At 40.1% G+C, this 24,628-nt stretch carries 25 protein-coding genes, 1 tRNA gene and 1 pseudogene; 10 read left to right on the top strand and 17 right to left on the bottom strand.

Annotated features, from left to right (window positions below):
* Positions 1–52: 52 nt before the first annotated feature.
* The 4 genes from D0T50_RS11215 to D0T50_RS11200 are packed head-to-tail and all read left to right on the top strand — an operon-like array spanning position 53 to position 2,904.
* Positions 53–1,081 (top strand): alpha/beta hydrolase, encoded by a 1,029-nt coding sequence (locus tag D0T50_RS11215; RefSeq protein WP_239058258.1) that lies wholly within the window; start codon positions 53–55, stop codon positions 1,079–1,081.
* Positions 1,078–1,905: a carboxymuconolactone decarboxylase family protein gene (locus D0T50_RS11210; protein ID WP_163223621.1), complete on the top strand. Its 828-nt coding sequence runs from the start codon at positions 1,078–1,080 to the stop codon at positions 1,903–1,905. The genes D0T50_RS11215 and D0T50_RS11210 overlap by 4 nt, the downstream gene beginning before the upstream one ends.
* Position 1,906: 1 nt before the next feature.
* The gene (locus D0T50_RS11205; protein WP_163223620.1) at positions 1,907–2,341 is read left to right on the top strand and encodes a flavodoxin; all 435 of its coding nucleotides are present in this window, start codon (positions 1,907–1,909) and stop codon (positions 2,339–2,341) included.
* A 23-nt stretch (positions 2,342–2,364) separates the two neighbouring features.
* Positions 2,365–2,904, top strand: a complete 540-nt coding sequence (locus D0T50_RS11200; protein WP_163223619.1) for a flavodoxin — start codon at positions 2,365–2,367, stop codon at positions 2,902–2,904.
* Between the two features lie 84 nt (positions 2,905–2,988).
* Here the strand turns inward: D0T50_RS11200 and D0T50_RS11195 are convergent, their stop codons facing one another.
* Complete coding sequence (locus D0T50_RS11195; RefSeq protein ID WP_163223618.1) at positions 2,989–3,489, bottom strand: ClbS/DfsB family four-helix bundle protein; 501 nt, start codon at positions 3,487–3,489, stop codon at positions 2,989–2,991.
* Between the two features lie 114 nt (positions 3,490–3,603).
* Positions 3,604–4,248, bottom strand: coding sequence for an efflux RND transporter permease subunit (locus tag D0T50_RS11190; RefSeq protein ID WP_163223617.1), 645 nt, complete (start codon positions 4,246–4,248; stop codon positions 3,604–3,606).
* On the opposite strand from D0T50_RS11190, the gene D0T50_RS11185 reads away from it, so the two are divergent.
* Together D0T50_RS11185 and D0T50_RS11180 are read left to right on the top strand one after the other, a co-directional pair.
* Positions 4,205–4,741 (top strand): ECF transporter S component, encoded by a 537-nt coding sequence (locus tag D0T50_RS11185; RefSeq protein ID WP_163223662.1) that lies wholly within the window; start codon positions 4,205–4,207, stop codon positions 4,739–4,741. The two genes, D0T50_RS11190 and D0T50_RS11185, sit on opposite strands and share 44 nt — an antisense overlap.
* A gap of 36 nt (positions 4,742–4,777) precedes the next feature.
* A complete protein-coding gene (locus D0T50_RS11180; protein ID WP_163223616.1) occupies positions 4,778–5,065 on the top strand; it encodes an RteC domain-containing protein in 288 nt (95 codons plus the stop codon).
* Positions 5,066–5,193: 128 nt separating this feature from the next.
* Here D0T50_RS11180 and D0T50_RS11175 read toward each other — a convergent pair.
* A tRNA-Asp gene (locus tag D0T50_RS11175) sits at positions 5,194–5,267 on the bottom strand.
* A gap of 878 nt (positions 5,268–6,145) precedes the next feature.
* On the opposite strand from D0T50_RS11175, the gene D0T50_RS11170 reads away from it, so the two are divergent.
* Both D0T50_RS11170 and D0T50_RS11165 read left to right on the top strand, forming a co-directional pair.
* Positions 6,146–6,364, top strand: coding sequence for a winged helix-turn-helix domain-containing protein (locus D0T50_RS11170; protein WP_163223615.1), 219 nt, complete (start codon positions 6,146–6,148; stop codon positions 6,362–6,364).
* 408 nt (positions 6,365–6,772) lie between these two features.
* Positions 6,773–9,271 (top strand): glycoside hydrolase family 9 protein, encoded by a 2,499-nt coding sequence (locus D0T50_RS11165; protein WP_163223614.1) that lies wholly within the window; start codon positions 6,773–6,775, stop codon positions 9,269–9,271.
* Between the two features lie 152 nt (positions 9,272–9,423).
* On the opposite strand, the gene D0T50_RS11160 is transcribed toward D0T50_RS11165, so the two are convergent.
* From D0T50_RS11160 to D0T50_RS11150, 3 genes and pseudogenes are all read right to left on the bottom strand, one after another.
* On the bottom strand, positions 9,424–10,455 hold the full coding sequence (locus D0T50_RS11160; protein WP_163223613.1) for a low specificity L-threonine aldolase: 1,032 nt from the start codon (positions 10,453–10,455) through the stop codon (positions 9,424–9,426).
* A 237-nt stretch (positions 10,456–10,692) separates the two neighbouring features.
* Positions 10,693–11,049, bottom strand: a complete 357-nt coding sequence (locus tag D0T50_RS11155; protein WP_163223612.1) for a hypothetical protein — start codon at positions 11,047–11,049, stop codon at positions 10,693–10,695.
* Positions 11,042–11,600, bottom strand: a pseudogene (locus D0T50_RS11150) (RNA polymerase sigma factor). The gene D0T50_RS11155 and the pseudogene D0T50_RS11150 overlap by 8 nt, the downstream one beginning before the upstream one ends.
* Positions 11,601–11,755: 155 nt before the next feature.
* Between D0T50_RS11150 and D0T50_RS11145 the strand changes: the two are divergent.
* On the top strand, positions 11,756–12,178 hold the full coding sequence (locus tag D0T50_RS11145) for a DUF6249 domain-containing protein (RefSeq protein WP_239058256.1): 423 nt from the start codon (positions 11,756–11,758) through the stop codon (positions 12,176–12,178).
* A gap of 73 nt (positions 12,179–12,251) precedes the next feature.
* On the opposite strand, the gene D0T50_RS11140 is transcribed toward D0T50_RS11145, so the two are convergent.
* The 3 genes from D0T50_RS11140 to D0T50_RS11130 all read right to left on the bottom strand — a co-directional run bounded on the left by D0T50_RS11140 (position 12,252) and on the right by D0T50_RS11130 (position 14,616).
* Positions 12,252–12,470 (bottom strand): winged helix-turn-helix domain-containing protein, encoded by a 219-nt coding sequence (locus D0T50_RS11140; protein WP_163223611.1) that lies wholly within the window; start codon positions 12,468–12,470, stop codon positions 12,252–12,254.
* Positions 12,471–12,678: 208 nt separating this feature from the next.
* Positions 12,679–14,313, bottom strand: a complete 1,635-nt coding sequence (groL, locus tag D0T50_RS11135; protein ID WP_163223610.1) for a chaperonin GroEL — start codon at positions 14,311–14,313, stop codon at positions 12,679–12,681.
* Positions 14,314–14,343: 30 nt separating this feature from the next.
* Positions 14,344–14,616: a co-chaperone GroES gene (locus D0T50_RS11130; RefSeq protein ID WP_163223609.1), complete on the bottom strand. Its 273-nt coding sequence runs from the start codon at positions 14,614–14,616 to the stop codon at positions 14,344–14,346.
* 236 nt (positions 14,617–14,852) lie between these two features.
* On the opposite strand from D0T50_RS11130, the gene D0T50_RS11125 reads away from it, so the two are divergent.
* Positions 14,853–15,752: a DUF3667 domain-containing protein gene (locus tag D0T50_RS11125; RefSeq protein WP_163223608.1), complete on the top strand. Its 900-nt coding sequence runs from the start codon at positions 14,853–14,855 to the stop codon at positions 15,750–15,752.
* Here D0T50_RS11125 and hisS read toward each other — a convergent pair.
* The 8 genes from hisS to D0T50_RS11085 all read right to left on the bottom strand — a co-directional run bounded on the left by hisS (position 15,749) and on the right by D0T50_RS11085 (position 24,587).
* Positions 15,749–17,113 (bottom strand): histidine--tRNA ligase, encoded by a 1,365-nt coding sequence (hisS, locus tag D0T50_RS11120; protein ID WP_163223607.1) that lies wholly within the window; start codon positions 17,111–17,113, stop codon positions 15,749–15,751. The two genes, D0T50_RS11125 and hisS, sit on opposite strands and share 4 nt — an antisense overlap.
* 383 nt (positions 17,114–17,496) lie before the next feature.
* The gene (locus tag D0T50_RS11115) at positions 17,497–18,177 is read right to left on the bottom strand and encodes a zinc metallopeptidase (RefSeq protein WP_163223606.1); all 681 of its coding nucleotides are present in this window, start codon (positions 18,175–18,177) and stop codon (positions 17,497–17,499) included.
* A 124-nt stretch (positions 18,178–18,301) separates the two neighbouring features.
* Positions 18,302–19,573, bottom strand: coding sequence for an adenylosuccinate synthase (locus tag D0T50_RS11110; protein WP_163223605.1), 1,272 nt, complete (start codon positions 19,571–19,573; stop codon positions 18,302–18,304).
* 18 nt (positions 19,574–19,591) lie between these two features.
* Complete coding sequence (locus D0T50_RS11105; protein WP_163223604.1) at positions 19,592–20,056, bottom strand: Fur family transcriptional regulator; 465 nt, start codon at positions 20,054–20,056, stop codon at positions 19,592–19,594.
* Positions 20,057–20,130: 74 nt separating this feature from the next.
* On the bottom strand, positions 20,131–20,796 hold the full coding sequence (locus D0T50_RS11100; RefSeq protein ID WP_163223603.1) for a DNA alkylation repair protein: 666 nt from the start codon (positions 20,794–20,796) through the stop codon (positions 20,131–20,133).
* 8 nt (positions 20,797–20,804) lie between these two features.
* Complete coding sequence (locus D0T50_RS11095; protein WP_239058257.1) at positions 20,805–22,811, bottom strand: dipeptidyl peptidase 3; 2,007 nt, start codon at positions 22,809–22,811, stop codon at positions 20,805–20,807.
* 130 nt (positions 22,812–22,941) lie between these two features.
* Positions 22,942–23,406, bottom strand: a complete 465-nt coding sequence (locus D0T50_RS11090) for an AraC family transcriptional regulator (RefSeq protein ID WP_163223601.1) — start codon at positions 23,404–23,406, stop codon at positions 22,942–22,944.
* A 359-nt stretch (positions 23,407–23,765) separates the two neighbouring features.
* Positions 23,766–24,587, bottom strand: a complete 822-nt coding sequence (locus D0T50_RS11085; protein ID WP_163223600.1) for a lipopolysaccharide assembly protein LapB — start codon at positions 24,585–24,587, stop codon at positions 23,766–23,768.
* Positions 24,588–24,628 lie beyond the last annotated feature (41 nt).

Here is a 24,628-nt window from a genome sequence, read left to right as displayed (position 1 = left end):
ACAAAGACAGTATATGAAGAAAATAACACTAATAGCTTTACTCGTGAGCGGAATGCTCACTTCATGCGTAAACAATAAGACGGCCGATAATAGTCAAACAAATGATATAAGTATGGAAAAGTTAGAGTTAACAACAACATGGGATAAAGTATTCCCCCAAAGCGATAAAGTCAATCACAGTAAGGTAACCTTCCGCAACCGTTACGGCATTACGCTTGCTGCCGATATGTATGTGCCAAAGAATGCGAACGGGAAAATGGCGGCTATTGCCATAAGCGGGCCTTTCGGTGCAGTGAAAGAACAGGTTTCCGGCCTATACGCACAAACGATGGCGGAACGTGGTTTTCTGACTATTGCTTTTGATCCGTCTTATACTGGTGAAAGCGGAGGTGAGCCTCGTTATGTAGCTTCGCCCGATATTAATACGGAGGATTTCAGTGCGGCGGTGGATTTTCTTACTACATTGGATAATGTAGACCCTGAACGTATCGGCATCATCGGTATTTGTGGTTGGGGAGGTCTGGCGATTAATGCTGCCGCTATGGATACCCGCATCAAGGCTTCCGTAGCATCTACCATGTACGATATAAGCCGTGTAAGTGCTAACGGTTACAACGATTCTATGGACGAGGATGCCCGTTATAAACTTCGCGAGCAACTTAATGCTCAACGCACAGCCGATGCAAAAAACGGTACATATGCGTTGGCCGGTGGTGTGATTGACCCATTACCGGAGGATGCGCCTCAGTTTGTGAAAGATTATTATAGCTATTATAAAACAGAACGTGGCTATCACGAACGTTCGCTTAACTCGAACAAGGGTTGGAATGTAACATCTTCGCTTTCTTTCATCAATATGCCGCAGCTTTCATACGCCGGAGAAATCCGCAATGCGGTATTGATTATACACGGCGAGAAAGCCCATTCTCGCTATATGGGAGAAGATGCTTTCAAAATGCTCAAAGAGAATAACAAAGAGTTAATGATAATCCCGGGAGCTAGTCATGTGGACTTATACGACCGCACCGACATTATACCATTTGATAAGCTGGATTCTTTTTTTAAGGAGTATTTGAAATGAAATCTCTATTTTGCTTATTACTAATCGTAACCATTTCAACAACAACGATTATGGCACAGACCAAAGTAAAACAAACAGCCGGGAGGGAGCAGTTGGGCGATTTCGCACCCAAGTTCGCAGAACTGAACGATGATGTTCTTTTCGGCGAAGTATGGAGCCGCACAGATAAACTCGGTTTACGCGACCGAAGTATGATTACTGTAACAGCTCTTGTCAGCATGGGTATTACCGATTCTTCTTTGAAATATCACCTTCTGTCGGCTAAAAACAATGGGATTACACGCACGGAAATTGCAGAAGTGTTAACCCATATCGGCTTTTATGCCGGATGGCCAAAAGTGTGGGCAGCATTCCGTTTGGCAAAGGAAGTCTGGACAGAGGATACAGATGTCGCCGATGCAAAGGCCGCATTTGAGCAGGAGATGCTGTTCCCTATCGGCAACCCTAACGATGCCTTTGCGCAGTATTTCATCGGTCAAAGTTATCTTGCTCCGTTATCGCAGGAGCAGGTCGGTATTTATAACGTAACCTTCGAACCACGCTGTCGCAATAATTGGCATATACACCACGCCACCAAAGGCGGTGGACAGATCCTTGTCTGCATAACCGGAGAAGGTTGGTATCAAGAGTGGGGCAAACCTGCGCAGTTGCTCAAACCCGGCGATGTGGTCAACATACCGCAAGGTGTAAAGCATTGGCACGGAGCGACAGCCGACAGTTGGTTTGCGCACCTGGCTATCGAAGTGCCGGGCGAGAAAGGAAATAATGAATGGCTGGAAGCCGTAAGTGATGAAGAATATGATAAATTAACAAGAAACGAATAACATGAAGAAGAATATTTTAGTAGCCTACTTCTCTTGTAGCGGGACAACAAAGAGGACAGCAAATAAATTGGCGGCAAATATGGATGCCGACCTTTACGAAATAGTACCCGAAATACCGTACTCGGCAGCAGACCTGAACTGGAACGACAAGGCGAGCCGCAGTTCGGTAGAAATGCGCGACCCGGCATCACGCCCGGCCATAGCGGGAAGGCTTGACAATGTAGAGCAATACGATACGATCTACATCGGATTTCCCGTATGGTGGTACATTGCGCCGACCATTATTAATACGTTTATTGAGAGCTACGACCTTTCGGGCAAGACTCTTATACCCTTTGCCACTTCCGGAGGAAGCGGAATTGAGAACTGCGAGAAAAATCTTCGTAAAGCATATCCCCAGCTCGACTGGAAAGCCGGCAAACTCCTGAAAGGATAACTATTATCATAAAATACAAACAAATGAAACATCTGATTATAACTATTATGTGTGTCCTGTCGGCGACATGGATATACGCCCAGGAGAAGAAAGTAATGGTAGCCTATTTCTCCTGTACAGGTAATACCGAGACAGTGGCTAAAGCCATTGCTCAGGCTACAGACGCAACACTATACCGTATTCAACCTCAAACAGCTTATTCATCTGCCGACCTTGACTGGCGTAACAAGGAGAGCCGCAGCAGTAAAGAGATGAATGACGCTGCTTCACGCCCCGCACTGGCAGACAAAAATGCGAAGGCGGAAACCTACGATGTGATATTCCTCGGTTATCCGATATGGTGGAATTTATGTCCGCGTATCATCAACACGTTTATCGAAAGCTATAAGCTGGATGGGAAGACTGTCATACCGTTTGCCACGTCGGGCAGCAGTTCCATACAGAACAGTGTAAAAGAATTGAAGGAACAATATAATAAAATCAACTGGCACACTGGAAAACTATTCAACGACGGTACTTCTGGTGTCAAGAAATGGGCTGAAGAGGTAATTGCAGTTCAATAATAACAGTGCATTCGAAACTGTCTAAAACTAAAAATCTTGCAATCCAAACTTAGAAATAGGATTGCAAGATTTATTTATTTTTCATCAGGCTTTTGTGTGTTGCTTCAGTTTCTTCATTGCCCAATCATAGTGACTCGATGTGGCAGAAATACAATAACTCCCTAGGTTAGTTGTCCCGGTCCACGGAAAGTACTTCTTCGTAAACAACTCCTCATCGGTAAGTGGCCCAATAAGCTGCATCACATCGGTATGACTTTCTTTCAAAAGTGTAACCGCTTCTTCCAACGGAGTTGCTTGGTGCTTTTTCCAAAACTCAACATTCATCTGTGGATATGTTTTCCAGTTATAAGGCTCGGGCAGAAAGCTAACCATATTGCCAGCTTGATTGGAACGAAGCCAATTCAATAATAATTGGTGCCACTCATATAGATGTATCAATACATCGCGCAGATTCTTATCTCTATCATCAAAAGAAAATGCACCTAGCTGTTTTTCATCTGGCATGGAATCAATCAGCTTCCACAGTTTATCAAACTGGCTGTTAGCAGCTACTATCAAATCCTGCTTATTGGTTGGTCTTGCCATAATCTATTATTTATTAGAAATTGAAACACAAAAATAGTGTATTAAAAGCACTTCCTTTTAATCCCATGATAAATTCTTATCGTGGTTAAATAACATATCTATTTTGTGTTTATATTAAAACCTTTTTTTACTCCTAGTCAATCTCTCCCGCAAACGATAAAATAAATAATACACAAGCGGAATAATTACCAATGAAAGGAACATTGAACATATAAGTCCGCCTATCAACACCCATCCTAGCCCGTTTTTCCATTCAGCTCCGGCTCCGTGGGCTATAGCTATTGGAATCATGCCGACTACAGTAGAGATTGTTGTCAGCAAGATAGGACGAAAACGGCGGCTTGTAGCCTCCAGAAGCGCCTCTTTGATAGCTACACCCTGTTCCAATTGTTGATTGATAAAATCGACCACCAATATTCCGTTTCGGGAAACCAATCCAATTAATATAAGGATTCCGAGCATGGTGATGATTCCAAGCGGAGTCATTGTCAGTCCGAGTGTAAAAAATACTCCGATAATGGCCAACGGTATGGAGAGGATAATTACAAACGGATGAGTATAGCTGTTATAAAGCAAAACCATAAGAAGATATACTAATATCAAAGAAATCAGCATCACGGTTCCTAAATCGCCAAAACCTTCTTCCTGATTCTCCATATCCCCGGCATACTTTATTTGTCTCGAATCCGGCAGTTCGAGACCCTCTATTGTTGCCATCACATCATCGCCCACATCACCACTCGGACGACCTACAACCATAAAGTTCCAGACACTGAATTATAGTTCTGTAAAAACATATTTAGTGGCATCTATTTTTGTTGTCGGCAATATCCTTTTACCACAACTATGTCATTTAGTACCTAATGGCGGATTGATATTCTTACCTATCTACTTCTTCACACTTGTCGGAGCATATAAGTATGGTTGGAAAGCAGGTTTGCTGATTGCTGTTCTTTCTCCGTTAATCAACTCCTTATTATTTGGAATGCCTGCTCCTACTGTGTTGCCAGCTATTATAGCAAAATCCGTTCTATTGGCTGTTGCTGCAGGACTTGCAGCCAACTATTTCAAACGGATTTCTATTCTTATTTTAGCTTTAGTCGTGTTATCCTATCAAATTACAGGAACATTGGTTGAATGGATATTAGTAGAAGATTTTATGGCTGCAATTCAGGACTTTCGTATAGCAATACCGGGCATATTATTACAAGTATTTGGTGGGTATTTTGTCATAAATCTACTTTCTAAATAGAATATTTATGAGCTGAATCTTGAAAAATCAACTGAAATGAAAGAATATTTATCTCAAAAACTAAAAGAAGTTCATCTCGAACTGGAGTCAATAGATATGGACGGTGATATTTCTATTGAAGTTGCAGTTTCTATGATAGAATATTTAGAAAAATGCTTGATAGATATACGAAAAAAAATCCTTTCTCTGAAAAATGTAGAAGAGGAAGATGAGATTGTTTTTTTCAAAGAAATTAAACCCGAAATACTTGGATTTGTATTGTATTTCAATAAAATACATACTATTGAACTAAAATGCCCAAATGGTAGGGTAATGATTTGGTAACGGAACTCTGTCCGACTTTGGTTTTTTAATGACTTTAGTGTGTCCTAAAGGGATATAAAAAAAAGCCTGTAAAATGCTATTTTACAGGCTTTTTGTCTTCGCAATCGACTGATTGTCAGTCTTTTAAGCGGTATGGACGGGACTCGAACCCGCGACCCCCTGCGTGACAGGCAGGTATTCTAACCAACTGAACTACCACACCAAATTACTCTTTCAAGTAACAATCTCTCTCGATTGCGGATGCAAATGTAGCGCTTTTTTTGAAACATGCAAAATAATTAAGCGGATTCTTTTATTCGTTTCTTAATTACCTCCCACAGAAATCATAATAGAATGCTATAAGTATCCGAAAGAAGAATCATAAAGTTTATGTAGATTCAAAACGCTTTCTAAAAACGCAATAAATTTTTCTCCAACATATTATATGTATAATAATATAACCATTCAAGAACCTATTTAAGGTTGATTTATTTATAGAGTATTAACTTTTAAGTTTCTATTAAATAAAGGGTTTTTGTTTTGGTTATATCGCAAAAAATGCAATGCGAAAGATTTTATTTTCCGATGCAGCGTTTTAAACTTTGTGGTTACCACTAAGAGCAATAGTGGTTACCACTTTGGGTGTCGGTGGTTACCACTTCGACTAAAAGCGGTAACCGTTTTTAGTCGATTTCGCGAAAAAAGAGAGGCGAAAAACCCCATGGTTCCCCGCCTCTACATTTATATACTATCTGTATATCTTTGCTATACTAAAGATAACTTTTTTGAGCGACATTTCCAAATCCGAATTAACGTTCTACAACCTATCCGCAAGAGGGTTTGTGTGATATTTATACTACTTAAATCAATTCAGCTAACGGGATATGCAAGATAATTTTTGAACAAAAACCTTTTCTTTTTGTTTTCACAAAAAGTACTGAGTTCTTCTAACTTTCTTACTTGATTTAATAATATTATTTAATACTACAGGATGTTGGTCTATTTCTGTAACAAATAATAAAAAGAGAGAAAAGAGAGACAGCAAATTAGCATTATTCAGAAGAAATTTATAACTTTAGAATCATAACCAAAAACCAAGGCATGAACGAAGTAGAAAGCAAAAAGACAGAAGCAAATGCGAGCAAAATTCAGAGCATTCTGAACTACTCAACAGTTAGTATTTCAATACAAGAACTGTGCAACAAATTGGCTCTATCGTTCGAAGAAGTCATCCTAGCAATAAGATGGCTATCAAAGGAAATCAATATCGGATTGTCCGTAGAAGAAGAACAGCTGCTATTGATACCATCAAGGATTTAATAGAATATAAGTAAAAAAAGGAAGCCCCAAGTTATTTCAAATAGACTTTGGGGCTTCCTTTTTTATTTTCAATCACACTTCTTTGATATTTTTAAACACTTCAGCTAATTCAATTTCTAAAATATTGTTTATAATTCATAACCAAATGCAGATAAATAGAAAAACGCAAAGATAAAACATTAATAAAATAATCACAATCAACTAATATTCAGGAATAAACAACAAACACATCTACTCACAAGCAAACAATCTATTTACATCATTTAAGACTTGATATTTTATAAATACAACTAAATATTTTGTAATAACTATTAATTAATCGAGGTTCATTGCTATTTATCTCTTCAAGTTTTCTTAATTTGTTATAGTAATACGAAGATATTTTAACCTTGAAAGTCACAATAAGCAATGAAACTCAATCAATGCCTACTCATCGCAACGTTGTTCATCATCGCCTCTACCAATGTAAAAGCTGATGAATGGATACGGGTTAATCAATTGGGCTATTTACCAAACACGAAGAAAGTCGCTGTGTTTATGAGTGAAGAAGAAACTCTTGTGAAAGAGTATACGCTTGTTGATGCATTCTCTAGAAAAAACGTAAAAACCTTCCAAGCCCCTAAAGCAACCGGAAAACTTGGACAAATGAAAGTCACCTACCGACTAGACTTTAGTGACTTTAACGAAACGGGGGTCTATTACCTTGTAGCCGGAAAGGCTAAATCTCCGGCATTTCCTATCAACAACCATGTATATAATGGGACAGCCGACTTCCTGTTGACATACATGAGGCAACAACGGTGTGGCTTTAATCCTTTCCTCAAGGATAGTTGCCATACACATGATGGCTACATCATTTACCACCCCACCAAGACGGGGCAACGCATCGATGTTACCGGCGGATGGCACGATGCTACAGACTATCTGCAATACACTACTACATCTGCCAATGCCATTTACCAAATGATGTTTGCTTATCAGCAGAACCCGGAAGCGTTTACCGATGCGTACGATGCCAACGGACTACCTGGAGCAAACGGTATCCCCGACATTGTAGATGAGATAAAGTGGGGGCTTGACTGGCTTGACAAAATGAACCCTGAGAAGGGAGAAATGTACAATCAGATAGCTGATGATAGAGATCACGCAGGAATGCGACTTCCTAACGAAGACCTGGTTGATTATGACTACGGACCGGGGAAAGGTCGCCCAGTGTACTTTGTTAGTGGAGAAAAGCAAATACGCGGAAAGTTCGTAAATGCCACGACCGGAACTGCCAGCACAGCAGGAAAATTTGCTTCATGCTTTGCACTTGGTTCTCAAATTCTGAAGGAGTTCTATCCTGAATTTGCAGCAAAGATTGGCGCAAAAGCCGATGATGCTTATCAACACGGTGTAGAACATCCCGGTGCTTGTCAAACAGCCTCTGTAAAATCTCCTTATATATATGAGGAAGACAACTGGGTAGACGACATGGAGCTTGCTGCCGCAGAGATGTACATGATGACCAAAGATTCCAAATACTTGGATCAAGCCGTTGAATATGGGCGCCGCGAACCGGTTACCCCATGGATGGGAGCAGATAGTGCGCGTCACTATCAATGGTATCCGTTTATGAATATGGGGCACTACTGGTTAGCAAGCGCATCGAACAACGAGCGGTTAAATAAGGAGTTCGCTCGAAACATGCGCACAGGAATACAACGTACATACGAGAAGGCGGTGGAAAGTCCTTTCATGCATGGCATTCCTTACATCTGGTGTTCCAATAATCTAACTACTGCTATGCTTACCCAATGCCGCTTGTACCGCGAACTTACCGGAGACACCAAGTATGAAGAGATGGAAGCTGCCATGCGCGACTGGCTTTTTGGTTGCAACCCATGGGGAACAAGTATGATTGTGGAGTTGCCACTATGGGGAGATCATCCTTCACAACCGCACTCATCGTATCTCAACGCTGGTTTGGGAAATACACCCGGCGGCATTGTTGACGGACCCGTATACACGAATATCTTCCGCAACCTGCGCGGTGTACAACTAGCCGACGGCGAAGCATATGAACGTTTTCAGCCCGGCCTGATGGTTTACCATGATGGTATTCATGACTACTCTACAAATGAGCCAACTATGGACGGTACGGCTTGCCTTACCTATTACCTCTCTGCTTTGCAAAAAGATGGCATGAAAGTAGCCGGTACAAGAAACGATAAAAACATTTACGCACACGACGGCATCATCAAAACCGACCCTAGTAAGAAGCAAGTTACGTTGATTTTCACTGCTGCCGACAAAGCTGATGGTTCGGAGACAATCATTAAGACCCTGAAAAATAACAAAGTCAAAGGTGCATTCTTCTTTACCGGAGATTTCTTTAAGATGTTTCCCGATGTGGTTCAGCAACTAAAAACAGAAGGGCATTACATTGGTGCTCATAGCTATGCGCACCCTCTCTATTGTTCATGGGAAGACCGAAATAATACCCTTATTACCTACGATGAATTTGTTGAAGATTTAACAAAGAACTATCAGCAACTCCACGAAGCAGGTATAAAATATACAGATGCACTGCTGTTTGTTCCACCCTACGAACATTACAACAAGGAAATTGCCGCATGGACAAGGAGTTTAGGATTGCATTTGCTAAATTTCACTGCAGGCACGCTGACTAATGCGGACTATACCACTCCTAACATGAAGAATTATCGAAGCAGTCGGGAGATTTATGACAGACTCATGTCGGTCGAAGCCAAAGAAGGATTGAACGGGCACATCATATTAATCCATTTAGGAACCAGCGATGCACGCACTGACAAGTTTTACAATGGTTATTTGGATAAGATGATAAAAGCATTGAAGAAAAAAGGCTATACATTTGCGCCATTGCGCGAAGCTGTAGGATTATAATAAATTTCCATAAGTTTTAAAGGTTAGTTTATATTATGTATTAGTTCTAGGAGAAAAGAATTTTCAGCACACAAAAGAACCGACTGAATCTCACCCCCAATAGATTCAGTTAACACAAAAGTCTGTACCTGCGAAGGTGCAGACTTTTATGTTTATCTATATGTTTTAACCGCCTCATAAAAGGCCTTAATAAATACATCGATATCCTCTTGTGTCGTATCAAACGAAGTTACCAGCCTAATTTCATTATTCGCTTCGTTCCAGAAGTAAAAGAAATAAAACTCCAACAACTTATCAATAATGGCACGAGGCATAGTCAGAAAGAGCTGATTACTTTCCACCTTTTGCGTAAAGCAAACATAAGAAGATTTATTCAACGCTTCATAGAGTTTACCAGCCATAGAATTGGCATGTTGTGCGTTTTTCAACCAGAGTTCATCGGTAAGATAAGCTGTGAATTGACAAGAAAGATAACGCATTTTCGAAGCTAGTTGAGCAGATTGCTTGCGAACAAACAATGCTTCCTGACGTAGGGATTGATCGAAAACAATAACACACTCCCCTATCATCAATCCATTCTTCGTACCTCCAAAAGTCAACGCATCGATACCACAATCCACCGTTAGCTCACGCAAGGAGAGATTCTGTGCAGCACAAGCATTGGCTATGCGCGCTCCATCCATAACCACTTTTATGTTGTAGTCGTACGCCAAATTGGTAATAGCTTTCAATTCATCGACAGTGTAGATAGTTCCAAGCTCGGTACATTGCGAAAGATAAATTACCCCTGGCTGCGAGTGATGCTGATCGCCAAAGCCAGTTAAGTACGGACGAATGAGTTCGGGAGTAAGCTTACCATCAGGCGTTTGTATCGGACGAATAGTACAACCGGTACTTTTCACAGGACCGCCACACTCATCCACAAAAATATGCGATGTTTCGGCACAAAGTATCGAGTTGTATGGACGCAAAAGCAACTGTAACGCTACAATATTACTGCCCGTACCATTAAACACAAAAAACGGTTCGCAATTATCTCCGAATGTTTGTTTGATTTTCGCGACAGCCTCATTCGTCCAGCGGTCGCTTCCATAACCTAAGGCATGGTCTTGATTGGCAGCACAAATAGCGTCTATCACCAATGGATGCACGCCCGAATTATTATCTGATGCAAAGCTTCTCATATATCTATTGTTTTAGCTTTGCAAAGGAATATATTTTTGCGGAAACTTAGAAATTGTTTTGAATTTTATTCTGAGATAAATTAGTTCTATTTTTTGTTTAGCTATTGCTTTATTAAAAGGAGCATAGCGGGCTATGCGACTGAAAAAAAAGCTATAGATAAGCGAAAAAGAGGGCTAATTTAACCAGATATAAACAGTAATAGATTACTCCATAAAATTCAGAACGGTTTCTTACTACTACCCAACTGTTTTTCTTCGTTTACTCCGTAGCCAATAGTCTAAGAAAAGCAGCAACAACACCAACACACCTATATAGAGATAAAAAAGGAACAATGGAATGGTAGCTTCTGTTTTTTCGATTTGCGGCATAGGCAGAGACAAATCCACTTCCAAATAGAAAAACACAAAATAAACAGCCATACCTAGAAAAAATGAGGCAGCAGCCACAAGCCATGTCCACGCAAGCAACACCCTGCGTTTACGCTGTTTTACAGCCTCGTGTTGCACTTTCTGCATCATCACGTGCGTAAAGTTAGAAGGTAAACCACCCTTTTCCCTTCTCTTTAAAGCCTCTTTCAGCATATTGTCATTCATATCCTTGCGTATTAAGTATCACATATAATTTCTTTCGGGCACGATGAAGCTTCACTTTTACATTAGCAGCGGTAAAGTTCATAATGAGTGCCACCTCTTCAATGGATTTTTCTTCGTAATAGAAAAGCGTAATAATAGCCTTCTCCTCCACATTTAGTTTTTCAATAGCACGAGTGAGGTGCATAATGCGTTCCTCATCATTGGTAGGAAGAAGCAAAGTATCCGCTTTTTCGTCGGGCACATTGTTTATTGTATTCTCTTCTATATACAAAAACTCTTGCTTGCGTTTGCGCATAAACGACAACGCTTGGTTACACGCAATGCGATAGAGCCATGTCGAAAACGTTGACTCATTACGATAACCCGACAGACTCCGAAATGCTTTCAAGAAAGAATCTTGTACAATTTCTTCGGCATCTTCGGGCGACGAAACGATTTGTACCACCAATACATAAACAGGGCGGCTGTAACGCTCGAGAAAGAATCTAAAACAACTCCGTCTCTCCATTCAATATCCGCTTTATGTATAACGTTTCTTCTGTGGCTTTCATTGTATAAGGTTAGACGCATACATATAAAGAAAGGTTACACTGGCAGCATTATTTTTCTATTTATGAAGTTTCTTACTTAAAAGTGTAACCTTTGATAATTATAGTGCGTCAAACAGTGCAAAGAACGATATTAATCACTTAAAAAAAGAATAGTTATGATGCAATTTCTTTCAATACCTGTTGTAGTTGGTATTTGCGTTTACGGAACGTACAAATTATTTGAGTTATTTGCGCACCGTCGCGAGCGATTGAATTTAATTGAGAAACTCGATGCCTCGATGTTTGTCAATGGGAGCAACAATGGGGTTCAATTGCCGGTATTTAGCAATTCGAGTTTTTCTTTTAGTGCACTAAAGATGGGGTGTTTGCTTGTAGGATTGGGACTTGGTCTGTTAGTTGGTTATCTTATTTGCTTGAATTCGATTCCTGACTATTTAGAATTAGATAATAAGAAGTGGATAATACGTGAAGCTATCAGTTTGATTTACGGGGCATCCGTATTGTTCTTTGGCGGATTTGGGTTGCTTACAGCTTTTCTCATTGAGATGAATATAGCCAAAAAGGAGAAAAAAAACTAAAAATTGCAGACGAGTACATTTCAAAATAACTCCCGAGCAACTTCATGGTTGTTCGGGAGTTACGCTTCAGAGCTTAGCCAATAAACACGTTTACAGGCAAATAAACATACAAGCAATCTTCCAACTCTTCCAGCTCAATCCGTGCTTCGTGCGCCAGCCATCCCAGCGCCGCCCCAAATTCTTCTTCTTTTAGCCCGGACTTGTGCTTCAATTCTTGATAACTCAGCCGAGAGTTGATTCGTAGCAAAGCCCTCACATTTTCAGCATGTGAGGCAATTTCATTTTTGTTCATGCTTCAACGCTTATTAATAAGTTATACAAAAGGTTAGTCCATAAACAAAAATAAGAAGAGTAAACCAATTTACCACAGATGTTTGACAAATTGCTTACAAAGGGACAAAAGAAACAGAGTTATCGAACAAAGCTCATTAGTATATATTAAAAAAACTGTCCAAAAGGTTACCCCTCCAGACAGTTTCAATAAGCTTTATTTTCTTGGATTACATCATTCCACCCATGCCGCCCATACCACCTGGCATTGGCATTTCGGGTTTGTCTTCCTTCTTCTCTACTATCACACACTCGGTAGTAAGGAACATTCCGGCAATAGAAGCTGCATTTTCGAGTGCAACACGTGTTACCTTAGCAGGATCTACCACACCGGCTGCGTGCATGTCTTGATATTCGTCAGTGCGAGCATTGTAGCCAAACTCACCTTTTCCTTCGCGTACTTTCTGCACTACCACAGCACCTTCTTTACCTGCGTTAGCAACGATTTGGCGAAGAGGTTCTTCTATAGCACGCTTAATAATACCAATACCGGTTGTTTCGTCGGCATTGTCACCTTTCATACCTTCTAGTTTGTCGATAGCACGAATGTAACACACGCCACCACCGGGAACAATACCTTCTTCGATAGCCGCACGAGTTGCACAAAGCGCGTCGTCTACACGGTCTTTCTTTTCTTTCATCTCTACTTCGCTCACTGCACCTACGTAAAGTACTGCAACACCACCCGACAACTTAGCCAGACGTTCTTGCAGTTTTTCTTTGTCGTAGTCTGAAGTAGTGGTAGCGATTTGCGATTTGATTTGGTTCACACGCATCTCGATATTCGACTTTTGTCCGGCACCATTTACGATGGTTGTGTTATCTTTAGACACAGTTACCTTTTCGCAAGTACCAAGCATTTCGAGAGTTGCCTGCTCAAGTGTCAAACCTTTTTCTTCGCTGATTACAAGACCACCAGTAAGGATAGCGATATCTTCCAACATCTCTTTTCTTCTATCACCAAAGCCCGGAGCTTTCACTGCACATATCTTTAATTGAGAGCGCAAACGATTTACTACTAAGGTAGTAAGTGCTTCACTGTCTACATCTTCGGCAATAATCAACAAAGGACGACCTGTTTGTACGGCAGGTTCCAGAATAGGAAGCATATCCTTTAAGTTGGAAATTTTCTTATCGTAGATAAGGATGTATGGTTTATCCATTTCCACTTCCATCTTTTCTGTATTGGTTACAAAGTAAGCCGACAGATAACCACGGTCAAACTGCATACCTTCTACAATATCGATGGTAGTATCTGTACCTTTTGCTTCTTCAATCGTGATAACTCCATCTTTAGACACTTTGCGCATAGCTTCGGCAATAAGTTGACCAATCGCAGGGTCGTTGTTTGCCGAGATAGTTGCTACTTGTTCAATCTTATCGTAGTTATCGCCAACTTCCGAAGATTGTGCTTTGATAGCTTCCACTACTTTTGCAACAGCTTTATCTATACCACGTTTCAAATCCATTGGATTTGCACCGGCAGTTACATTCTTCAAGCCTTCAGAAACGATAGCTTGTGCCAATACTGTTGCAGTAGTAGTACCATCTCCTGCATCATCGCCGGTTTTAGAAGCTACTTCTTTTACCAGTTGTGCACCTGCGTTCAGGAATGCATCCGATAATTCTATTTCTTTGGCAACAGTTACCCCGTCTTTAGTTATCTGGGGTGCACCAAATTTCTTTTCAATAATTACATTGCGTCCTTTAGGACCAAGTGTTACTTTTACGGCATTTGCCAATTCATCAACACCTTTTTTGAGTTGATCGCGGGCTTCAATCCCGAAAACTATTTCTTTAGCCATTGTATTTTTAAGTTTTTAAGAATTAATAAATTAAGAAAAGACAGCTACGACATCACTTTGACGCATAATAAGATACTTAACGCCTTCTACTTCAAGCTCTGTTCCGGCATACTTACCATAAAGCACGGTATCACCTACTTTCAGTATCATTTCTTCATCTTTAGTGCCATTACCTACGGCACAAACTTCACCTTTTAAGGGTTTTTCTTTTGCTGTGTCAGGGATAATAATACCGCCAATTGTTTTTTCTTCGGCAGGTGCAGGAAGTATCAGCACTCTATCTGCCAATGGTTTAATGTTCATAATTCTACTTGTTTATTTTATTAGTATATAATATTATTAATGTGTATTTGTATACATTACAAGCTTTGCCAAAACCATGCCAAAGCCCAACAATGACAATCTGTCAGCGGCTATCACACGCATTGATAACAATAGAGGCCAAAGATACTGTAAAAAAGTCATTTACAAAGTTCCGAAGCTTTTCAGTAAAATCCAAAACAGTTTCTTACATTTGCGAAGTAAAATTGATTCTCCCCATGCATAAAAAAGCAGACCAACATACCACCACTACAAAGAAAAACAAGACACTACCCGTTCATTGCATTTGTCGCAACTGCGAAACGGTGGTTATTTCGAGATATTGCCACAACTGCGGACAAGATATTTTTGCAGGAAGAGAGCGAACGATACGAGAAATAACAGGAAATACGTTGGAAACAATTTTTGCTCTTGACAATAAGATTCTAAGAACATTGAAATACTTATTGTTTTTTCCGGGCAGGCTCACGAATGAGTTCTTTGTGGGGAAAGTGGTGAAATATGTATATCCGGCAAAGCTCTTTTGGTTCACCACGCTGATTTTCTTTACAATCCTTGCACTGACTGTGGAAATAAATGATGAAAACGAGAGCGAACTTACAGTTGAAGTTGGCGAAGCGCAAATTACACCAAAAACAGATACAAATGCAAAGAATTCTATAGCAGTATTAAACAAAGAAAGTCAGCAAAATAAAGAAACAGTCGATCGCTTCTTTAGCTACATACCTTATTGTATGCTTTTCCTAGTTCCTATTTTTGCTTTCTTACTATTTACCTTCTTCTACAAGAACAAGAAGTACTACGCGCACCATCTTATATTTTCCATGCACTTCCATGCGTTTACCTTTATCTATTTGGCACTTGTATTAATCATTTTGGAATTAAGCAATATAGAAGAGGCTAACTTTTGGGTTTACGCAGGAGCACCAACCATCTATTTTTTGGTAGCGCTATATATTGTATATCGCCCTAAGAAACGAAACATGTTGTGGAAAGTGCCCACAATTATGCTACTTTATGCCATATTTGCTGCAATTTCCACCTTGGTATTGGTTGTAATTTCATACATTATTACCACCGGAGGCATAGAAATTTTCGAAGAACTTTTTAGCGACTAAATCGCAATTCTTGCAAGCAAAGCTTCGGGAGAAAGAAGTGATTGCTCTCCGGTAGTCATGTTCTTAAGCATAACTTTACCTTCGTTCATCTCATTTTCGCCAACAATAGCAACATACGGTATATTTTTAGCATTGGCATAACTCATCTGTTTCTTCATTTTGGCTGAGTCGGGATATAATTCCGCATTGATACCAGCGGCACGAACCTTAGCAAGAACCGTCATGGCAAATGCAGCTTCTTTCTCTCCAAAATTTACGAAGAAGAGTTGTGTGCCGTTTACAGCTTCTTTGGGGTAGAGTTCTAGCTGATTGAGCACATCGAAAATACGGTCGGCACCAAAAGAAATACCCACACCCGAAACACCTGTCATGCCAAACACTCCTGTCAGGTTGTCATAGCGCCCGCCACCGGTAATGCTTCCGATCTGCACATCAAGGGCTTTTACTTCGAAGATTGCTCCGGTGTAGTAATTCAACCCACGCGCCAAGGTAAGGTCAAGTTCTATTTCGTTCTGCAGGTTGGAATTTTCCAAGGCAGCAAGAATATATTCACTCTCTTCAACACCCTTTACACCAACCTCGCTCGCGGCAAGTACCTCTTTGAGTTTGGAAAGCTTTTCTGCGTTAGTTCCGCTCAACAGGATAATAGGCTGCAACATGTTGATAGCCTCGTTACTGATTCCTTTCTCGGTAAGTTCTTTGTTTACATTTTCGAGTCCAATCTTGTCGAGTTTGTCTATAGCAACGGTAATATCCACAATTTTGTCTGCTTCGCCAATGATTTCGGCAATACCCGAAAGTATCTTGCGGTTGTTTATTTTAATGCAAACACGAATACCAAACTGGGTAAACACCTGGTCGATTATCTGCATCAACTCCACTTCGTTGAGCAACGAATCACTACCTACAACATCGGCATCACATTGGTAAAATTCGCGGTAACGTCCTTTTTGTGGACGGTCGGCACGCCAAACCGGTTGTATCTGATAGCGTTTGAAAGGGAAAGTTATTTCATCGCGGTGCATAACCACATAGCGAGCAAAAGGAACAGTTAGGTCATAGCGCAAACCTTTTTCGCAAAATTTACTTGCCAATTTGGCAGCATCCCGGCTCAACAACTCCTCGTCTGTCAGTCCCGAGAAGTAATTTCCGGAATTTTGTATCTTAAAAAGGAGTTTGTCACCCTCTTCACCATACTTTCCCATAAGTGTAGAGAGCATTTCCATAGAAGGAGTTTCTATCTGCTGATAGCCATACAAGTGATATACATTGCGGATAGTGTTGAAGATATAATTCCTTTTCGCCATTTCAACCGGCGAGAAATCTCTTGTTCCTTTCGGGATACCTGGTTTTGCTGCCATAATTCTATTTCTTTATTTCGAGTGGCAAAGGTAGCAAAATATTAACTCTCACGAGCTCTCCACGAGTAAAATCTCGTCATTTTCTCACTGCATTTCACATCAAAAATCACTGAGAAACAACCACAAAATCACTGAGAAACGAAGTAAAAACCAGTCAGAAAATAAGCTGCTTATACCTCTTCGGTTGTGAGGCATAGTCTCATTGACTGTCTACCTATGGCTCATGAGCCGTCGTCCATAGTCTCATGCTCCGTCATCCATAGGCTCACACTCCGTCGTCCATAGGCAGAAATCGATTCATCCATAGGCAGACAGTCATAAAAAAAGGAGAAAAAGCCTATGCCTCTTCTCCCTATTTTATACTTAAAGAAAATCTCTTTTTCTTAATTCCTTCTGCCTACGAAAATCATTATGTAATAAATTAACGTAGCCAGCGAGCTCAATGCTGCCACCACATATGTATAGGCTGCTGAGCGGAGTGCATCTTCTGCTTGTGTATGGTTACGCGAATTTGAGATACCTGCTCCATTAATCCAGACTAATGCACGCTTACTGGCATCAATCTCTACCGGTAACGTAATAAAGCTGAAGAGTGTGGTGGTGGCAAACAGAATAATACCAATCAGCAATAGCTGTGGAAACGATTGAATCATCAGTATTCCTGCCAAAAGTATCCAGCTCATCCATTGCGAAGCGAAAGACACAATAGGTACCAAGGCACTACGCATTTTTAATGGTGCATACGCTTTGGCATGTTGAACAGCATGTCCACACTCGTGCGCAGCTACAGCAGCAGCCATAATGCTATTACTATTAAACACACCCTCGCTCAGATTAACGGTTTTCGTCATCGGATTATAATGGTCGGTTAGTGTACCCGGTGTGTGCGTAACCTGTACATCATAGATTCCATTGTCATTCAACATTTTCAACGCAACTTCCCTTCCGGTCATTCCGTTAGTGTTGGGCACTTTCGAATATTTCTTAAATTTGCTTTGCAAATTAAGTTGAACAAGGTAGCTTAATAAAGCAAACCCAATAAAAACAATCCAAATCATCGGCATATCTTCTTCTGTTTTTTAGTGATTGACATATTTATTTATACAACTACAAGTACAAATTGTTTGCCAAAATAGAACAAAAAAGCAGGAGAACCAATCAGTCCTCCTGCTTTTTATAAAGTTTTATTTATTTTTCGGTGTAACGCTCTATTGTTTGTGCTCTATCGGGTCCTAAAGAAACAATAGCAATAGGCACTCCCAATTGCTCTTCGAGGAATGACAAGTAAGCGTTAAACTCTTCGGGAAATTCATCTTCGCTCTTCATCTTAGTCATATCCATTTCCCAACCCGGCATCTCTACATAGATTGGTTTTACATCATCTTCGATGCTGTAAGGGAAGTATTCTATCTCTTGTCCTTTTACATCATACGCCACACATGCTTTGATTGTTTCAAAAGTATCAAGCACATCACTCTTCATCATAATTAGCTTGGTTACACCATTAATCATGATAGAATATCTTAATGCTACCAAATCAATCCATCCGCAACGACGTTTACGTCCGGTAACCGAGCCAAACTCATGTCCAAGCGTGCAGATTTTGTCACCTGTTTCATCAAAGAGTTCTGTTGGGAACGGGCCTGAACCAACACGGGTACAATATGCTTTGAAGATTCCAAAAACATCGCCTATCTTATTAGGAGCAATACCCAGTCCGATGCAAGCACCCGCACAAATAGTATTAGAAGAGGTAACATACGGATACGATCCGAAATCAATATCCAACATTGTGCCTTGTGCGCCTTCGCAAAGAATACTCTTACCGGCATAAAGCAAGTTGTTTACCTCGTGTTCGCTATCCACAAACGTGAACTGCTTAAGGTATTCAATCGCCTCCAGCCATTCTTTTTCAATATTGTCTAAGCTATATTCATAACCCAGTGCGTTCAAGACTTGTATATGACGTTGCTTTGCTGCTTCGTATTTTTGTGAGAAGTTCTCCATGATATCTCCGACTCTCAAACCATTGCGGCTAACTTTATCCGTATAAGTAGGGCCAATACCTTTCCCGGTTGTACCTACTTTGGCATCACCTTTGGATGCTTCGTAAGCTGCATCGAGCAAGCGGTGTGTAGGCATTATGAGGTGTGCCTTTTTAGAGATATGTAATCTCTCTTTCAATCCATGACCTGCAGACTCCAACGCTACGGCTTCTGCCTTAAACAAAGCAGGGTCTAACACAACTCCATTACCAATAATATTTACTTTATCGCCTTGAAAGATACCGGATGGAATAGAGCGAAGCACATACTTCTGCCCTTCAAACTCCAATGTATGACCGGCATTAGGTCCTCCCTGAAAACGGGCAACGACATCATAACGTGGAGTCAATACGTCAACAACTTTTCCTTTGCCTTCGTCACCCCATTGCAAACCTAATAGAACATCTACTTTCATTTTCTTTTATTGCTAAGATTATTTCTTCTTTCGTTTATTTTTCCGATCACAAGTAGTACACAATCCATACAGATATAAAGAATAGTGCGACAACTGAAAGCGATTCAGTTTAGCACTTTCAATAGCTTGCTGCAAAGCCAGATTCTGAAATTCAGAAACTTTTCCGCATTGCATACATATTTGATGGTGATGTGTGCTCTTGTTATATGACTTCTCGTATTGAGATGAGCTGGAGAATTGATGTTTTATAACCAATCTGGCGTTGATTAGTAAAACAATCGTATTATAGAGTGTAGCTCTGCTCACGCGGAATTTTTCGTATTCAATCATGCGCGAGTAAAGCGAATCAATGTCAAAGTGCCCCTCTATTGAGTAGATTGTTTCAAGTATAGCAAATCGTTCCGGAGTTTTTCTATGCCCATTGGCAGTTAGGTATTCCGTAAATATTTGCCGTACCGTATCTTTCACCTCTTGGTTAGTCATTCGAGACATTTTTATATTAAAACACCGTCAAAGTTAATCGTTTTTTGTCAACAAACAGAATAATAGTGTGTTTTTTACAGATAATCCACTTCTTCTTTTATCACATTGTAGAGTATTTGCTCGTTTTCATTCTCCGAACCGGCAAATTTCTCAATCATTCGACACAGTCTGAAAGCATTCTCTTCGCTATGTTGCAAATATTTACGCATAGCAAGCAGCGACGCATTCCGCACGTGGTAGCCACCTGTCAAAAAAGCGCAAACTGCTTGATCCAGAAACTCATTCGCTGTGCGTTCTTCCATATCTCCTTTCCGAGAAAGCAAACGTGCAATTGTAAGAAAACCACAAACCTGCATATATTCACGATCGGATGCAATCCAATGGAAAGACTTTGCTGGTGCATAAGAAAGATATTGGAAGAGATTCATACAGGTCATTTCTGCAATTTCTATGTTACGAATCTCTTCCAACCAGATTTCTGCAATCTCAGGATAGAACGTTTCTACCGGTTGTAGCAATCCGGCAAGTATCTTAAACTCACGAATATCTTCTTTCCAGAGGGCTTGTGCCAGCTCATGGTTTTTTTTATAAGATGAGGCAATTTCGCGAATTCTCATGTATTCCACGCCAAAGTTGAGTTTGTAAGTCATTCCTTTCTCGCGCATACTTTGAGAAACAACTCCATTCATACCCATGCGAAGTTGCGTTCTTATTGCCTTTAGTTGTTCGTTAAGTTCCATTGTGGCGTTTATTCATTATAATAAGGAAGATTTCCATGTTCACGACTATAGCGCAACATTTGTTCGGCATAACCCTCAGTGTAAGAAACCTCCACATCAATTATTTCACCATCAGCATTTTGAACCGCAGTATATACTGGGTTGACAAAACCTTTGTAAGGCGAAAGATTTAGTTTCTTATAGCGCTCCAGCACCTCAGTGTGCAACACAGGGTCTACATTGATAGCATATTGCTCTACAATAGCACGGGCTTTATCGAAATCACCGGTAGATTTAATATGTTGTATCTCTTTTAATAATTCGCCAAAAAGCGTACGTAATTTCTGGTAGTCATTGATAACAACAAACGTTTTACCTTCTTTTTGCACCATTTCAACCACCTTGTCTGCCGCGCCGGCTTGGAGCGCCCATCGAGCTATAAGTTGGCGATTGCGCATATGAGATTCTTCAATGTTTGCACCTGGTTCAATACGAACTAATTGTGTCATCAATCCATTCATCATAAAAGAATAGTATTCGGCTTTGTAGGCTTCTTCATTAGGCACAAGACCAAGTTCAACCAATTTGGCATCTGCTATATAATATAAGCCAAACAAGTCGGCACGTGCCTCTTCGATTGTTGCACCGTAAGCTTTCAGTGCATCTGGGTCTACACCAGAAAGCAACTTACCCGAACCATGACCTAAACATTCGTGCAGGTCGGTATGCAAATTGCCTGTAATGTCGCCATATTTTTCCAACAGCGTTTTCTCTTCATTACTATACACAAATTCCTCTTTGAAGCCATTTCCATGCGCTGCTTTGTTGTACGCATCGGTAACATTGCCAATCGTAACCGATTTTGATCCATGCTGTGCACGAATCCAGTTGGCGTTTGGTAAATTAATTCCAATGGCAGTTGCCGGATACAGATCACCGGCAAGGATAGCAGCGGTAATAACTTTTGCGGTAACTCCCTTTACTTCTTCTTTTTTATATTGTGCATCTACAGGCGAGTTGTGTTCAAACCACTGTGCATTGTCGCTGATTAGTTCCGTACGACGCGTAGCTTCTACGTCTTTAAAGTTCACTAATGACTCCCAGCTGGCACGCATGCCCAATGGGTCTCCATAAGTTTCTATAAATCCATTTACAAAATCAATGCGTGAATTTACATCTTTCAACCAAAGAATAGAATAGTCGTCGAATGTTTTCAAATCACCTGTTTCATAGAAAGCGATTAAGCTATTAATTACAGCTTGTTGCTCATTATTCTCGGCAACACCCTCCGCTTTCTTCAGCCAATACACAATCTTTTCTATAGCAGCAGAATAAAGCCCTCCTACTTTCCAAACTTTCTCAACAAGTTCTCCATTTTCCTTTACCAAGCGACTGTTAAGACCATAAGATACAGGCATAGGGTCTTTTATTGCTTTTTTCTTTGCATAAAAAGCTTCAACTTCTTCCTGCGAAACACCAGAATAATAGTTGCATGCAGAAGTCTGCACTAAGTCGGCACCATCAGCCTGATTTACCCTTTTAGGCATAACCGCAGGATCGAAAATAATAGGTAGAATAGCCTCAAGCAACTCATTTGGTGTTTGATCTCCAATTAGCGGAAGTTGCGAGGGAGATAATTTCAAAATTTCTTTGCTAAAAAAGTCCTGTGTGAAGCCCGGAACAAATTTTTCGCTGCCGTAATGATGATGAATACCATTAGAGAACCACACACGTTTCAGATATGTTTCCAACGCTAAATATTCATTATTTTTCTTATCACCCTGATAGTTAATATAAATTTCTTCCAACAGTTTACGTATAGTTAAGTTGTACGCACCGTTTTGATCAAACAAAATATCCCTTCCTTCCAACGCAGCTTGCGAAAGATAGTAAACAAGCTCTTTCTGTTTTAATGAAAGTTCGTCAAAACCAGGAACATAATAACGCAATATCTGCAAATCAGCAAACTGTTCCACAGCATATTTATTACTTTCAGCAGTATTCATTTTTGTTTTCAAATTATTACAAGAAGCCATACAAACAGCTCCGATTATACATAAAAATATTTTTGTTTTCATTTTCTATTAGTGATTAGCTATTTATGTAAAAAAAGAAACCCCGGTTTTGTTCCCGAGGTTTTTCCTAATTCTTAGCACAAGAACGTGATTACTTCTTCTTTCCTCCGTGTTTCTTGCGATACCCGTTTGGAGTTTCCCCCATGTTTTTGTAGAAAGCCGCATAAAATGACTGACGATTCGCAAAGCCAACCATAGCACTTATCTCTTCTACATTCTTATCCGCGTATCTTTTATCGGTCAACATGTGAACTGCGTCTTTAATTCTATGCTCATTCAATAAGCACGAGTAGTTCATACCAAAGCGCGAGTTTACCACAGCCGATAAATAGCGAGTATTGGTCTTCAACTCCTTCGCTAATTCTTTTGCGGAATAATCCTGATCTTTGTATTTCTTCTGAACAACAATAATATTCAAAATCTTGTCATACAATTCATCAGCTAATTCTGGGCGTATCAGAGATCTGTACGCAGCCTTTTTCTCCTTCTTCTCCCTCAGATTATAAGGGCGCTTTTTCGGAGATTCTTTCTTTTCTTGGTTCTCTAAATCACTCATCTAAAAACTGGTTAGGTTTGTTACTGTTTTATACCCTTTTGTACTACAAAGCACATTTAAGGTACAAATATCGGTTTTTTTTTCAAATGTGCAACTATTTCCACTAAATTGTTTATAATTTATTCTACAAATATCTACAACAAAAAGTCTGAAAGTATTTACAGCAAGCAGTTTTAGAGCACACCCCTATCGGCGAAAAAATAAAAGAGAAGTTGGACAAAGAGAACTTAAAAGAGGGGTAAATAACAGACAAAAGAAATACTTTTAGGTGGAATATATTACAACTAATCAACGAAAAACAATTAAAAACAACAACTATTTCATTTCTCAAAATTGACGGTTGGAGTTTATTAGTTGTATTATTTGCATTGAAGAATTAACGGATGAATTTCAGAATGTGGCGCACCCAGTTTTAAAGCTTTTTCAAAATCTCGTCTTGCATCTTTCTTCTTCTTTCTAGCTAGATAGATTTCGCCACGAGAGATATAAGGTTCCGGAGAATTAGGGTCAAGACGAATAGCCTCTTCCAAGTCCATCAACGCAAGTTCCTGTTTCCCATTTTCACTTTCTATATTTGCGCGCATCACATATAAATTCGCGTTTCGAGGATATTGTTCCAATAACACATTTAACTCATCAAGCGATTCTTTAGGACGCCCATCGTGTTGATTTAACAGGACAAGCCCCAGTCTTCCAGAATAGTTAGCTGGGTCGATATTTAACAACTGATTGTAATCTTTTCGCGCGTTTTTGTAATCTCTTCGGGTCATATAAATATGCGCCCGCATCAACAAAGCTTCTTTATTTGTTTTGTCCACGTCAAGCACTTCACAATAATCCACATAAGCTTTATTAGAAAGTCCAACCTCTATATAAGCAACTGCACGATTTAAACGAGTGGACACTAATGTAGGAGAGATATTTAAGGCGTAAGAAAACGACTCAATCGCCGCATCGTATTGCCTTGCACGTTGTTGCATCACTCCTATATTAGAAAAAACAAAAGCATTTCGTGGGTTGGCTGGTTCCATTTTCAAAACTTGCCGAAAGAGTTCTTCGGCTTTAGCCAAACTATCTTTAGCTTCCCACTCCAACGCTTGCTCATACAGTTCCTGATAAGTTTGCCCAAATCCCAGAGAAGGTAAAAGAAGGGCAAAACAGAGAAAAAATAATTGCTTCATTCAAACAAGTTTATCTATAACTTAATGGAGGCAAAGATACA

It is taken from the genome of Bacteroides sp. 214, from assembly GCF_010501015.1.
Taxonomy (GTDB): domain Bacteria; phylum Bacteroidota; class Bacteroidia; order Bacteroidales; family Bacteroidaceae; genus Bacteroides.
This window is presented reverse-complemented; position numbering and strand designations above follow the sequence as displayed.